This is a genomic window from Ideonella sp. FW305-24 (genome assembly GCF_058788035.1).
On the sequence record NZ_JBYTAI010000005.1, the window covers coordinates 518,340 to 532,098 of the forward strand.

At 67.6% G+C, this 13,759-nt stretch carries 13 protein-coding genes; 12 read left to right on the forward strand and 1 reads right to left on the reverse strand.

Going from position 1 to position 13,759, the window contains the following annotated elements; all coding sequences use genetic code 11:
* The first annotated feature begins 9 nt into the window (after positions 1–9).
* From paaK to AC3WR5_RS17025, 11 genes are all read left to right on the forward strand, one after another.
* The gene (gene paaK / locus AC3WR5_RS16975) at positions 10–1,323 is read left to right on the forward strand and encodes a phenylacetate--CoA ligase PaaK (protein ID WP_492485859.1); all 1,314 of its coding nucleotides are present in this window, start codon (positions 10–12) and stop codon (positions 1,321–1,323) included.
* A gap of 37 nt (positions 1,324–1,360) precedes the next feature.
* On the forward strand, positions 1,361–2,374 hold the full coding sequence (paaA, locus tag AC3WR5_RS16980) for a 1,2-phenylacetyl-CoA epoxidase subunit PaaA (RefSeq protein WP_492485860.1): 1,014 nt from the start codon (positions 1,361–1,363) through the stop codon (positions 2,372–2,374).
* Complete coding sequence (gene paaB, locus AC3WR5_RS16985; protein ID WP_141288097.1) at positions 2,371–2,697, forward strand: 1,2-phenylacetyl-CoA epoxidase subunit PaaB; 327 nt, start codon at positions 2,371–2,373, stop codon at positions 2,695–2,697. The genes paaA and paaB overlap by 4 nt, the downstream gene beginning before the upstream one ends.
* Positions 2,697–3,470, forward strand: coding sequence for a 1,2-phenylacetyl-CoA epoxidase subunit PaaC (gene paaC, locus AC3WR5_RS16990; protein WP_492485861.1), 774 nt, complete (start codon positions 2,697–2,699; stop codon positions 3,468–3,470). The genes paaB and paaC overlap by 1 nt, the downstream gene beginning before the upstream one ends.
* Positions 3,464–3,985, forward strand: coding sequence for a 1,2-phenylacetyl-CoA epoxidase subunit PaaD (gene paaD / locus AC3WR5_RS16995; RefSeq protein WP_492485906.1), 522 nt, complete (start codon positions 3,464–3,466; stop codon positions 3,983–3,985). The genes paaC and paaD overlap by 7 nt, the downstream gene beginning before the upstream one ends.
* On the forward strand, positions 3,982–5,067 hold the full coding sequence (gene paaE, locus AC3WR5_RS17000; RefSeq protein ID WP_492485862.1) for a 1,2-phenylacetyl-CoA epoxidase subunit PaaE: 1,086 nt from the start codon (positions 3,982–3,984) through the stop codon (positions 5,065–5,067). Before paaD ends, paaE begins: the two co-directional genes overlap by 4 nt.
* Before the next feature lie 33 nt (positions 5,068–5,100).
* Positions 5,101–5,745 (forward strand): TetR/AcrR family transcriptional regulator, encoded by a 645-nt coding sequence (locus AC3WR5_RS17005; RefSeq protein ID WP_141288100.1) that lies wholly within the window; start codon positions 5,101–5,103, stop codon positions 5,743–5,745.
* A 4-nt stretch (positions 5,746–5,749) separates the two neighbouring features.
* A complete protein-coding gene (pcaF, locus tag AC3WR5_RS17010) occupies positions 5,750–6,985 on the forward strand; it encodes a 3-oxoadipyl-CoA thiolase (RefSeq protein WP_492485863.1) in 1,236 nt (411 codons plus the stop codon).
* Positions 6,986–6,998: 13 nt separating this feature from the next.
* A complete protein-coding gene (gene paaZ / locus AC3WR5_RS17015) occupies positions 6,999–9,044 on the forward strand; it encodes a phenylacetic acid degradation bifunctional protein PaaZ (RefSeq protein WP_492485864.1) in 2,046 nt (681 codons plus the stop codon).
* 147 nt (positions 9,045–9,191) lie between these two features.
* Positions 9,192–9,422 (forward strand): addiction module protein, encoded by a 231-nt coding sequence (locus AC3WR5_RS17020; RefSeq protein ID WP_492485865.1) that lies wholly within the window; start codon positions 9,192–9,194, stop codon positions 9,420–9,422.
* Complete coding sequence (locus AC3WR5_RS17025; protein ID WP_492485866.1) at positions 9,419–9,712, forward strand: type II toxin-antitoxin system RelE/ParE family toxin; 294 nt, start codon at positions 9,419–9,421, stop codon at positions 9,710–9,712. Before AC3WR5_RS17020 ends, AC3WR5_RS17025 begins: the two co-directional genes overlap by 4 nt.
* Positions 9,713–9,877: 165 nt before the next feature.
* On the opposite strand, the gene AC3WR5_RS17030 is transcribed toward AC3WR5_RS17025, so the two are convergent.
* A complete protein-coding gene (locus tag AC3WR5_RS17030) occupies positions 9,878–11,482 on the reverse strand; it encodes an MFS transporter (protein ID WP_492485867.1) in 1,605 nt (534 codons plus the stop codon).
* Positions 11,483–11,701: 219 nt separating this feature from the next.
* Between AC3WR5_RS17030 and AC3WR5_RS17035 the strand changes: the two genes are divergently transcribed.
* On the forward strand, positions 11,702–13,534 hold the full coding sequence (locus AC3WR5_RS17035; protein ID WP_492485868.1) for a peptide-N4-asparagine amidase: 1,833 nt from the start codon (positions 11,702–11,704) through the stop codon (positions 13,532–13,534).
* Positions 13,535–13,759 lie beyond the last annotated feature (225 nt).

The window sequence follows — 13,759 nt, forward strand, 5'->3', positions numbered from 1 at the left end:
GAGAGAGACATGCCCGCCAAGCGCCCTGCCCCTGGTGACCTGGAGACCATCGAGACCGCCAGCCGTGACGAGATCGAAGCGCTGCAACTGCAGCGCCTGCGCTGGACGCTGCAGCACGCCTACGACCACGTGCCGCACTACCGCCAGGCTTTCGATTCAGCAGGCGTGCACCCCGGTGACCTGAAGGCGCTGGCCGACCTGTCGAAGTTCCCGTTCACCACCAAGCGCGACCTGCGGGACAACTACCCCTTTGGCCTGTTCGCGGTGCCGCGCGAGCAGGTCTCGCGCATTCACGCGTCTTCCGGCACCACCGGCAAGCCGACCGTGGTGGGCTACACCAAGAAGGACATAGCCACCTGGGCCGATCTGGTGGCGCGGTCCATCCGCGCCGCAGGCGGCCGGGCCGGCGACATCATCCATGTCGCTTACGGCTACGGCCTGTTCACCGGCGGCCTGGGCGCGCACTACGGCGCCGAGCGCGCCGGCTGCACCGTGATCCCGATGTCCGGCGGCCAGACCGAAAAGCAGGTCCAGCTGATCCACGACTTCAAGCCCGACATCATCATGGTGACGCCCTCGTACATGCAGGTCATCATCGAAGAGTTCACCCGCCAGGGGCTGGATGCGCGCGAAAGCTCGCTGAAGGTCGGCATCTTCGGCGCGGAGCCGTGGACCGAGGCGATGCGGCGCGAGATCGAGGGCAAGGGCGGCATCGACGCGGTCGACATCTACGGCCTGTCCGAAGTGATGGGCCCTGGGGTCGCCAGCGAATGCATCGAAAGCAAGGACGGGCCGGTCGTCTGGGAAGACCATTTCTACCCGGAGATCATCGATCCGCTGACCGGCGAAGTGCTGCCCGACGGCAGCGAAGGCGAGCTGGTGTTCACCTCGCTGAGCAAGGAAGCGCTGCCCATCATCCGCTACCGCACGCGCGACCTGACGCGCCTCTTGCCACCCACGTCCCGTTCGTTCCGCCGCATGGGCAAGATCGTGGGCCGCAGCGACGACATGCTGATCATCCGCGGCGTGAACGTGTTCCCCACGCAGATCGAGGAGATCGTGCTGCAGCACCAGCAGCTCTCCGGCCAGTACCAGATCATCGTCAGCCGCGAAGGCCTGCTGGACCAGGTCGAAGTGGTCTGCGAACAGCATGCCGGCGCGGCCTTGAACGACAGCGAGCTGCGCGACATCGCCGGTTGGCTGCAGCACCGCATCAAGACCCTGGTGGGCATCTCGGTCAAGCCCAGCGTGCAGGCCAACGGCAGCATCGAGCGCACGCTGGTGGGCAAGGCCCGCCGCGTGGTCGACAAGCGGCCGAAGTAGTCCTCGCCCTTTCACTCCGTTCACCAAAGGAACGCACATGTACACCCAAGCCATGGACCTGATGGCCAAGGAAGGCGGCCCGGCGCAGAAGCCGCTGCGCAGCGCCGAGGAGGTGCAGCTGGAAGCCCGCTTCGAAGCCCGCATTGACGACGGCGGCTTCATCGAAGCCAAGGACTGGATGCCCGAGCACTACCGCAAGACGCTGGTGCGGCAGATCAGCCAGCACGCGCATTCGGAGATCGTCGGCATGCTGCCCGAGGGCAACTGGATCACCCGCGCGCCCACGCTCAAGCGCAAGACCATCCTCCTGGCCAAGGTGCAGGACGAAGCCGGCCACGGCCTCTACCTCTATGCGGCGGCCGAGACCTTGGGCACCTCGCGCGACCAGATGTACGAGGCGCTGCACACCGGCCGCGCCAAGTACAGCTCGATCTTCAACTACCCCACGCTGAGCTGGGCCGACATGGGCGTGATCGGCTGGCTGGTGGACGGCGCAGCCATCATGAACCAGGTGCCGCTGTGCCGCTGCTCCTACGCGCCGTATGCGCGGGCGATGGTGCGCATCTGCCGCGAAGAAAGCTTTCACCAGCGCCAGGGCTACGAAGCCCTGCTGACGATGATGAACCACGGCACTGCGGCGCAGAAGGAGATGGTGCAGGACGCGGTGAACCGCTGGTGGTGGCCCTCGCTGATGATGTTCGGCCCGCCCGATGCGGAGAGCCCGAACTCGGCGCAGTCCATGCGCTGGGGCATCAAGCGCATCTCGAACGACGCACTGCGCCAGAAGTTCATCGACGCCACCGTCGAGCAGGCCAAGCTGCTGGGCGTGAGCCTGCCGGACCCGGATCTGAAGTGGAACGAGGAACGCCAGTCCCACGACTTCGGCAGCATCGACTGGGCCGAGTTCTGGCGCGTCGTCAATGGCGACGGCCCCTGCAACCGCGAGCGCCTGAACGCCCGCGTGGACGCCTGGGAAGACGGCGCCTGGGTGCGCGACGCCGCGATGGCGCATGCCAGCAAGCAACAGCAGCAAGACAAGGAAGCAGCATGAGCACCGGCAACAGCCAGAACCCAAAGGTCGACCCCAAGGCAGCCCAGGAATGGCCGCTGTGGGAAGTGTTCGTGCGCAGCAAGGCGGGGCTGGACCACAAGCACTGCGGCAGCCTGCACGCACCCGACGCGGCCGGCGCGATCCAGCTGGCGCGCGAGGTCTACACCCGGCGCCAGGAAGGCACCAGCGTGTGGGTCGTGCAGTCCAAGGACATCGTCGCCAGCGACCCGTCGGACAAGGACATGTACTTCGACCCGATGGAAGACAAGGTCTACCGCCATCCGACCTTCTACGAGCTGCCCGCCTCCGTGGACCACATGTGATGACTGCCTCGATTCAAGTTGCTGCGAACCCTGCCGTGCAATACGTGCTGCGGCTGGCCGACACCTGCCTGATCGCCGGCCAACGCCTGGCCGAATGGTCGGGCTGCGGCCCGGTGCTGGAAGAGGACATCGCCCTATCCAACATGGCACTGGACCTGGTAGGCCAGGCGCGTGCGCTGCTGACCCATGCCGGCAAGCTCGAAGGCGCAGGCCATGACGAGGACCAGCTGGCCTTCCTGCGCGACGAGCGCGAATTCCTGAACCCGACGCTGGTCGAGTTGCCGCGCGGCGACTTCGCCGTCACTGTGCTGCGCAATGCCATCGTCGCCACGTTCCTGAAGCAGCTGTGGCTCCGCCTGCAGGACTCCAGCGACAGCGAGCTGGCCGGCATTGCCGGCAAGGCCGTGAAGGAAGCGCGCTACCACCAGCAGCACGCCGCAGACTGGGTGGCCCGGCTGGGCGACGGCACCGAAGAATCGCGCCGCCGCATGGAACGTGCGCTGCGCGACCTGTGGCTGTACGTGCCCGAGCTGTTCGACACCGATGCGGTGGATGAAGCGGCGGCCGCCAGCGGCCTGGGCCCGCGCTGGTCCGAGGTGCAGGCCGCGTGGACGGCCGAGATGGATCAGATCCTCGAAGGCGGCAAGCTGCAAGCGCCCAAGATCGGCGCCTTCCGCAGCGACGGCAAGCGCGGCCGCCACAGCGAGCACATGGGCTACATCCTGGCCGAAATGCAGCACCTGCAGCGCAGCTTCCCCGGAGGCGTCTGGTGAACCTGGTCGCGCCGCCCGAACCGGACACGGCCCGCCTCGAACAGGTCTGGGCGGTGCTGGACACCGTGCTGGACCCCGAGGTGCCAGCCGTCTCGGTGCGCGACCTGGGGATCGTGCGCGACGTGGTCGCCACCGGCGGCGACGGCATCGAGGTCGTGCTCACGCCCACCTACTCCGGCTGCCCAGCCACCGAGGTCATCGAGCGTGACGTGCTGGCAGCCGTCAACGCCGCGGGCCTGGGCCCCGCCCGCGTGCGCCTGCAGCGCGCCCCCGCCTGGACCACCGACTGGATCAGCGAGGCCGGCCGCCAGAAGATGAACGCCTACGGCATCGCGCCGCCCGGGCCGGTGCTGGACCAAGGCGAGTCGCTGGTGCGTGTCATCCCCCGGCTGGCCTGCCCGCGCTGCGGCAGCAAACGCACCGAGCGCCTGTCCGCCTTCGGCTCCACCGCCTGCAAGGCCCTGTACCGCTGCATCGCGTGCCAGGAGCCTTTCGAACACTTCAAACCCATATGAGCAGCCTGCACTTCCACCCTTTGCGCGTGCGCGCGCTGCTGCCAGACACCGACGAAGCCACCATCGTGTCGTTTGAGGTGCCTGAATCCCTGCGCGAGCAGTTCCGCTTCAAGCCTGGCCAGTACCTGACGCTGCGCACCGAAGTCGACGGCGTGGACCTGCGGCGCTCATACTCGATTTGCTCGGCCAGCGGCGACGAGCTGCGCGTGGGCGTGCGCAAGGTGCCGGGCGGCGTGTTCTCGACCTGGGTCAACGACCACCTGAAGCCGGGCGACCTGCTGCAGGTCATTCCGCCGCAGGGGCATTTCACGGTGCCTGCGCTGCCGGCGGCTGACGCGCCAGCGCGCCACTACCTCGGCATTGCCGGCGGCAGCGGCATCACGCCCATCCTGTCCATCATGAAGACGGTGCTGGCCGAACAGCCCAAGGCCCGCTTCACGCTGATCTACGGCAACCGGCAGCAGAAGTCCACGATGTTCAAGGAAGAACTCGAGGACCTGAAGAACCGCCACCTGACGCGGCTGGTGCTGCACCATGTCTTTTCGCGCGAAGTCATGGACACGCCGCTGAACGCCGGCCGGCTGGACCGCAACAAGCTGGCCGAGTTCTTCCGCACGGTGGTCAACCCGGCGGGCATCGACCATGCGTTTGTCTGCGGCCCGTTTGGCGTCAACGACGAAGCCGAAGCGGCACTGCGTGCGGCCGGCGTGTCGGAAGCGCAGATCCACATCGAGCGCTTCGGCGTGCCGGATGCCGAGCGCGCCGCGCAGGTGCACCTGCCGCAGCCTGGCGACGCCGAAAGCGCCCGCGTCATCATCATCCGTGACGGGCTGGAGCGCGAGATCTCGTTCCGCAAGAGCGACCCCAGCATCCTGGACGCCGCGGCTGCAGCCGGCCTGGAGGTGCCGTTCTCGTGCAAGTCCGGTGTGTGCTGCACCTGCCGCGCCAAGCTGCTCGAAGGCCAGGTGCGCATGGACCGCAACTTCGCGCTGGAGAAGCACGAGGTCGAGGCCGGCTTTGTGCTGACCTGTCAGTCGCACCCGCTGACCGAGCGCGTGGTGCTCTCCTTCGATGAACGCTGAGAATCCGGCTTCCCCTCACTGACAAGGAAAGCCGTGGCCCGCGGACGTTCTCCCGGATACGACAACCAGCGCGACGCCATCCTGGCGCGTGCGGCCGAGCTGTTTGCCCAGCAGGGCTACCCGGGCACTTCGATGAACCAGGTCGCGCAGGCCTGCGGCCTGTCCAAGCCCGCGGTCTACCACTACTTCCGCGACAAGTACGCGCTGCTGGTCGAGATTGCCGAAGGCCATGTGGCACGGCTGCAGGAGCTGGTGCAGGAGGTCGAAGCAGCCGACCTGTTGCCAGAGCCGCGGCTGCGCGAGTTGATCCACCGCTTCGTCGAGGAATACGGCAGCGCCCAGCATGCGCACCGGGTGCTGACCGAGGACGTGGGCATCCTCGAACCAGCCGACCGCGAACGGGTGCTGAACAAGGAACGCCAGGTGGTGGAAGGCTTTGCGCGGGCCATCCGCCAGATGCGTCCGCGGCTGGCCGAGGGCGGCATGAGCAAGCCGTTGACCATGCTGCTGTTCGGCATGATCAATTGGATGTTCACCTGGCTGCGCCCGGATGGCGCGCTGACCTACGCCGCGATGGCCCCCGTCGTCACGGACCTGTTTTTCGGCGGCATCGGCGCGGTGCGCCCGCCGCTGCCGGCCGAGCCGCCACCCGATCCCAAGACATCCAACGGAGACTGAACCCATGACCCCCTCGCCTCGCCACGCCTGGATCATCGACGGCGTGCGCACGCCCTTCGGCCGTTACGGCGGCAGCCTGGCAGGCGTGCGCACAGACGACCTCGGCGCCGTGCCCATCAAGGCCTTGATGGACCGCAACCCCGGCGTGGACTGGGCGGCAGTGGACGACGTGCTCTACGGCTGCGCCAACCAGGCCGGCGAGGACAACCGCAACGTGGCCCGCATGGTTGCGCTGCTGGCGGGCCTGCCGGTGGACGTACCGGGCAGCACCATCAACCGCCTGTGCGGCTCCGGGCTGGACGCGGTGGGCAGCGCGGCGCGCGCCATCGTCGCGGGCGATGCGGACCTGGTCATAGCCGGCGGTGTGGAGAGCATGACGCGCGCGCCCTTCGTGATGGGCAAGGCCGACAGCGCGTTTTCGCGCAGCGCCAAGGTCGAGGACACCACCATCGGCTGGCGCTTCGTCAACGCGAAGATGAAAGCCTCGCACGGCATCGACTCGATGCCCGAGACGGCAGAAAACGTCGCCACCGACTACAAGGTCTCGCGCGCCGACCAGGATCAGTTCGCCTGGACCTCGCAGCAGCGCACCGAGGCCGCACGCCGGGCCGGCTTCTTCGACGGCGAGATCGTGCCGGTGGTCATTCCTTCATCCAAAACATCAGCCAAGGGCAATGGCGAGCCGATCAGCATCACCACCGACGAACACCCGCGCCCCGACACCACGCTGGAGCAGCTGAACCGCCTGAAGGGCGTAGTGCGGCCAGACGGCAGCGTCACCGCCGGCAATGCCTCGGGCGTGAACGATGGCGCGGTGGCGCTGCTGCTGGCCTCGGACGAGGCCGTCAAGCGCTACCAGCTGAAGCCGCGCGGCCGCGTGCTGGCGATGGTGGCCGCCGGCGTGCCGCCGCGCGTCATGGGCATGGGCCCGGCGCCGGCCACCAAGAAGCTGCTGGCCCACCTGGGCTGGACGCTGGACGAGGTCGACACCATCGAGCTCAACGAAGCCTTTGCCGCGCAAGGTCTGGCGGTGATGCGCGAACTCGGCCTGCCCGACGACTCGGCCAAGGTCAACCCGAACGGCGGTGCCATCGCCATCGGCCACCCGCTGGGTGCCTCCGGTGCACGCCTGGTGCTGACCGCACTGCGCCAGCTGGAGCGCACCGCCGGCCGCCGCGCGATTGCCACCATGTGCATCGGCGTCGGCCAGGGCATCGCCATCGCCATTGAACGCGCTTGACCGGAGCCTCGACATGACAACCCCCGTACTTCAAAGTTTCATCGGCGGACACTGGGTGGGCCAGCAGCATTCGCAAGCCCTGCTGAGCGCCATCAACGGCCAACCGGTGGCCGGCACGCATGCCGAAAGCCTGGACTTCGGCGAGGCCGTCACGCACGCCCGTGGCCCTGGCGTGGCCGCGCTGCTGAAGCTGGACTTCCAGCAGCGTGCCGCGCGGCTGAAGGCGCTGGGCGCCTACCTCAACGAGCACAAGGAAACGCTGTACGAAATCTCGCGCCACACCGGCGCCACACGCAAGGACAGCTGGGTCGACATCGAAGGCGGCTCCGGCACGCTGTACGCCTACGCCAGCCTGGGTGCCAACGGCCTGCCCTCGGGCAATGTGCTCCACGAGGGCCCGGTGATCCCGCTGGGCAAGAAGGGCGGCTTCGCCGGCACCCACATCCTGGTGCCGCGCGGCGGCGTGGCGGTGCACATCAATGCCTTCAACTTCCCGGTCTGGGGCATGCTGGAAAAGTTCGCCCCCGGCTTCCTTGCCGGCATGCCGTGCATCGTCAAGCCTGCGACCGCCACCAGCTATTTGACCGAAGCCGCGGTGCGGCTGATGCACGCCAGCGGCCTGCTGCCCGAAGGCTGTTTGCAACTGGTGATCGGCAGCACCGGGGACCTGCTGGACCGCCTGGCCGGCCAGGACATGGTGACCTTCACCGGCTCGGCCGACACCGCCGCCAGGCTGCGCGTGCATCCGAACCTGATCCGCCAGTCCGTGCCCTTCAACGCCGAGGCCGACTCGCTGAACTGCGCCATCCTCGCGCCCGACGTGACGCCGGACGACGAGGAGTTCGAGCTCTTCGTGCGCGAGGTGGCCAACGAGATGACCACCAAGGCTGGCCAGAAGTGCACCGCCATCCGCCGCGCCATCGTGCCGCGCCAGTACGTGGACGAAGTGGCCGCGCGGCTGCGCAAGCGCCTGGCGGCCACCGTCGTGGGCGACCCGGCGCGCGAAGGCGTGCGCATGGGCGCGCTGGCCTCGCACGCGCAGCAGGCCGATGTGGCCGAGCGCGTGGCCAGGCTGCTGCAGAACGCCGAGCTGGTCTACGGCGAACGCGATGGCTTTGCGCCAGTCGGCGACGGCGTCAGCGAAGGTGCCTTCTTCTCGCCCACGCTGCTGCTGGCGCGAGACTCGCACCACGCCGACGTGCACGACATCGAAGCCTTCGGCCCGGTCAGCAGCCTGCTGCCTTATGAAGGACTGGACGAAGCCTTGGCACTGGCCGCTCGCGGCAAGGGCAGCCTGGTCGGCACACTGGTCACGCGAGACCCGGTGATTGCTGCACGCGCCATTCCCGCCGCTGCGATGTGGCACGGCCGCCTGCTGGTGCTGGACCGTGAAGCCGCTGTCGAGTCCACCGGCCACGGCTCGCCGCTGCCAGCCCTCAAGCACGGTGGCCCTGGCCGCGCAGGCGGCGGCGAAGAACTGGGTGGCCTGCGCGCGGTGCACCACTACCTGCAGCGCAGCGCCGTGCAAGGCTCGCCCACCATGCTGGCCGCGATCACCGGCGAGCATGTGCGCGGCGCCAAGGTCATCGAGACCGAGGAGCACCCGTTCCGCCGTCACTTCGAGGATCTGCAGATCGGCGAGTCGCTGCTCACGCACCGCCGTACCGTGGGCGAGGCCGACATCGTCGCCTTCGGCGGCATCTCGGGCGACTTCTTCTACATGCACTTCGACGAGATTGCCGCCAGGCAAACCGACTTCGGCCAACGCATCGCCCACGGCTACTTCGTGCTCTCCGCCGCCGCCGGCCTGTTCGTCTCACCAGCCCCTGGCCCGGTGCTCGCCAACTACGGCCTGGACACCCTGCGCTTCACCAAGCCCGTCGCCATCGGCGACACCATCCAGGCCCGCCTCACCTGCAAACGCAAGATCGACCGCAACAAGCGCGACGCCAAAGGCATCGGCCAAGGCGTCGTCGCCTGGGACGTGGAAGTACGCAACCAGCACGGCGAGATGGTCGCGAGCTATGACATCCTGACCTTGGTGGCGAAGAAGGCTTGAGCAAAGCGTGGGCTAGCTGCGCTCAGCCCCGAACACATCTCCTCCGTGGTCATCACCGAAGGTGGAAGGGAGACTTGACGCTGCGGAGTGACGCAGATCGGTGAACGGGCCGGCGCGTATCATTTCCTACATTGCCGGGAGATTGCTATGCCAGACCTTGTTGCCGAACTTGCCGAGCGCGGTCGCGCCTTGATGCCAGAGGAGCGCTCTCGCCTGGTCGAGTTGTTGCTGGAGTCGCTTCACGAGCCGCCGCTGTCGGAGATTGAAGCGGCCTGGCACAAGGAAATTGAAGGCAGGGTCGCGGCGTACGAACGGGGCGAAGTTGAGACGTTCGCCGCAGAGGACGTGTTCGCCGAAGCCCGGCGGATCGCTCCGTGACGAAGGCTCGTTTCACCAAACAAGCCCGTTTGGAGTTGCTTGCTCAAACTGCCTACTACGAAGCTTTGCGCAAAGGTCTCGGCGCGAAATTTCGAGACGAGATCGAAGCCACGGCGCAACGCGCTGCGGCCTTCCCCGAACACGGCAAGCCCTCGGCCGGCGGTACCCGGCGGCGGCTGATACCCGACTTCCCGTTCTCCATCGTCTACACGGAGGTCGAATACGGCATCCTGATCCACGCCGTGGCAGATGGCCGCCGTCTACCCGAGTACTGGCTGACCAGGCTCTGAAGGCGGCGCTCAGCAGCATGGCCCACCACGCCGGGTGTCAGGCCTCCCATTTCTCTCGCCCGCCAGCGGCGCAGCATCTTGCCGGAGCAGATCAGCTGATCGCCAGCCAAGACATGCCGCCGCCGGTGTCCAGGAAGGCCCGCATGATCGGGCCTTGATGCGCGGCTAACTGCTGAGCGCGCTCTGGATGTCTTCCAGCGCAATGCCCCGGGTCTCGACGCCGCTGCGCCACAGCATGGCGGCCGACACGGCCATGGGCAAGGCGAGTGCGACGGCTGACAGCGCGAAATGATCGAAGAAGCTGAAGAGTGCCAACGCGGCGCCCAGGATGCCGCCGAACTTGGAGCTGGCGGCAATGACGCCGGACCCGCTTCCGCGCAGGTGCACAGGGTAGATCTCGGCCGCGTAGGGAATGAGCATTGCGATCACGCCGCTGACGCTGACGAGCAGGGCCGCGGTGGCCACCGTCGTCAGGCCCGTCGACCGGACCTGGAAGGCGGCCAAGGCGGCGAAACCGAGCAGCACCGCGGCCGTGAGTGCAATGAACAGCACCAGCGCCTTGAAGCTGCTCCAGCGTTGGTAGAGAAGGATGACGACCGCGATGCCGGGCAAGGCAAAGAAGGCCGACTTCGCCAGCAGCGCGCTGGCCGCAGCGGGGTCGACGCCCAGCTCCTTCAGGTTCGTCGGCAACCACAGCAGGAAGCCGAAGTTCGCCAGACCCCAGCCGGTGCCGCAGACCAGCAGCGCCCAGGTGATGCGGGCATGCCGGCCCCGCATCAGTTGGCGAATGCCTGACACGGGATGGCTTTCGTCGATGACGGCCGGACCGGGATGCGCCGGGTCATCGGCCTCGAGGGCTCGCTTCGATCCTGCGAACTGGCGCAGGATCGCGTGGGACTCTTCGTGACGGCCCATGGCGGCCAGGAAGCGCGGAGACTCGGGAATGAAGCGGTTCAGGAAGATGATCGCAGCGCCCGTGGGCAAGCCCAGCAGCCACAGCACGCGCCAGTTGAAGAGTGGCTCCAGCCACGCAGCCGATCCCGCCGCAATCATGTAACCCGCAGAGGTGCCGATGCCGCCCAGCGCGACCATCAGCCAGCCTCGATGCCGGGCCGGCACGGTCTCTGCCATCAAGGTGAAGGCGATGGGCAGCAAGCCGCCGGCCGATGCCCCCATCAGGAAGCACATCGCGAGGTTCCATTCGAAGGTCGGCATCGCGCCGCAGATGGCCGTGCCGATGAACATCAGCGCCGAAAACAGGATGGCCGCCCGCCGGCCGAAGCGGTCGGCAATGCGCCCCCAGACGACCGAGCCCACGGTCGTCCCGGTGAGCGCGAACAGCGCCAGCAGGCTCGCGTGGGACCTGGGCAGCGCATATTCGGCACTCAAGCCCGGCATCACAAAGCCGAGCGTCGCAGGCTTCATCACGTCGATGGCGAGGGTGACGATGAGCACGAGCACCAGCTTCCAGTGCTCGCGGTTCAGTGCCACGCCGTCGGCGACATGCAGGTACCTGGCACTGGCCTGCGGAGTAGACGATTCGACCCGCGCCCGCGGCGGCATCAACGCGTAGAACGACAGCGAAAGACCGATGGGGATGAGCGCCATGCCAATCCACATCTCCGCCGTCATCGGCATGCCCACCAGCCGCCAATGCGTGTGCTGGCCCATCAACAACATGGGCACATGCGCGAGCACGCCTGCGGTGATCAGCGCGCAGCCGACCCAGAAAGCCAGAGGATGTTGGAAGAGGACTCGCTTGGCTTGCATGCGGTGAGACGCTCGGTGAGGCGGGCAGTCTAGCGCGGGGCATGTTCGACACCGCGACGTCGGCCGCGAAGGCAGCCGCGCCACCGGCCGTCATGCAGCCGCCAGATCGAAATCAGCCATGCGGCATGGGGTATCCTCGCCGACAGATGAGCAAGACCTTGGCATACCCTTTGCGTGGCTGGCTCCCCGCCATCTTCCTCAACCCAGCAGAGCCCGTTCATGCCGAACCTTCCGATCCGCCCGACGCCACGTGCATCCCTTGCGCTGGCGCTCGCAACGTGTGCGCTTGCACTTTTCATCAGCGGCTGTGACGGGGATGGCGACGGGGCTTCCACGCCCGGTGCCGTGGTGCCCGTGGCGGCTCTGGCCGCCTCCGCCGGCGCCACCGGCGCGGTGGTGGCCGATGCGCCGCTGCCCAGGCCCACCAGCACACCGTGCACGATCACGCTGTACAGCGGCATGACCTACAGCGGCTTCGACGCCCATGCCTTCGCCTACCCCGGTTCGGGCGCCTGCACCGGCAAGTTCGCCAAGGTGGTGCTGGAAGCGGACTTCTCGGTCAATGCCGGCCGGCAGTTCGACCGCACCGCGCTGATCTCCATCGGCGGCGTGAACCTGTATTTCGGCACCACGCAGGAGCCTTCGGCCACCGTGGCGCCGAGCTGGCACGTCGAGCGGGACCTGACCGATTACGCCAACGCGTTCACCGCAGCGGCAACCGGCTACGTGCGGCTGGACAACGTGGTCGACGACACCTACACCGGCCTGCTCCAGGGCTCGGCCAGGCTGGTGTTCTATCCGGCAGCGACCGACGCAGACGCCGCCACCTCGCGCGTGGCCGACGCGGTGATTCCCTTCGCTGGCGACCTGGTGACCGGCGATCCGGCCAGCCTCGCCACGGCCACCGACGCGCTGCAGCGCACGCTTTCGCTGCCGACCAACATCGTGCGGCTCTACCTGGACGTGCAGGCCGAGAGCCAGGGCGGCGACGAGTTCTGGTACACCTGTGTGCCCGACGACCAGACCAGCGCGCTGCAAAGCTGCGGCGGTGGCAGCTTCCGCGAGGTGCTGGTCACCATCGACGGCCAGCCGGCCGGGCTGGCGCCGGTCGTTCCGCGCGTCTACACCGGCGGCATCGACCCCGGCCTCTGGCGCCCGACACCCGGTGCCGAGACCCTCGCCTTCAACCCTTCACGCGTCGACCTCACGCCGTTCGCCGGTGCGCTGAGCGACGGCGCGTCGCACACCGTGGCCATCTCGGTCGAAGGGGCCCAGGACCACTACTCGGTCGTCGGCAACCTGCTGGTCTACCGGGACGCAGGCGCCACCACGACGGGCGGCGCCGTCAGCAGCAACACGCTGACCAGCACTGCACTGACCGCGCCCGTCACGACCAACGAGGTTGTCGTGGCTGACGACGGCAGCGCGAATGGCCCGCTGAGCGTGACGGCCACGCGCAGCTATGCGATCACCGGCTACGTCGACACGTCCAAAGGCCGCGTGACCACCACGGTGCAGCAGGATCTGACGTTCAGCAACCTGCAGACCTTCCAGATCACCGACGTGCTGTACTCGCAGACCATTGCGCAAAAGTCCACCGTGGCCGCCACCGTGACGACCACCAGCGGCAAGAACAAGACGGTCGACACCTTCGCCTTCAGCTACCCGCTGGACGTGGGCTACGTCTACGACGGCGATGCGAACACCCAGAACAGCACCATGGCCCAGGACTTCAGCACCGTGGTGGCGCGAACAGTCAACGGCAAGGCCGTGTTCAACAGCGCCTTCGAGAACAGCCTCACTTCGAAATCCGGCCTCATCTTCAGCAACACCGGTGGCGCCACCCAGCGCGTGGGCCAGGAGGGCACGCAAACAGTCAGCTACAGCGACAACATCGGCAGCTGCTACAAACGCAGCATCGCCACCGCCCTGAACGCCCTCACCTCTGTGGAAGAAGGCACCGGCTGCGCCAAAGGCAACGCCCTGAACTGGCTTGCCCAACCCGACGGCGCGCCGGCGCAGGGCGTGCTCGAACAGGTGACGGCCGACTGAGAGACGGCGAATTCGGCCCACCTCGCGCCGATGCGCTCTATCGCGATGCGGATCTGAGCCGATGTACCTGCTGGAGACTTCCAAGGAACAGCGGCATCGCTGCTCAATCCCTGGGTGCCAGGATGCCGACAGGGCAGCGCCGGGGGCGCCCCGGTTTCCGTCAGGCGGCAAGCGGCAAACCCGCGCTGCGGCGGATTCGCCCACATGCCGGCTCGAATGTTGCTT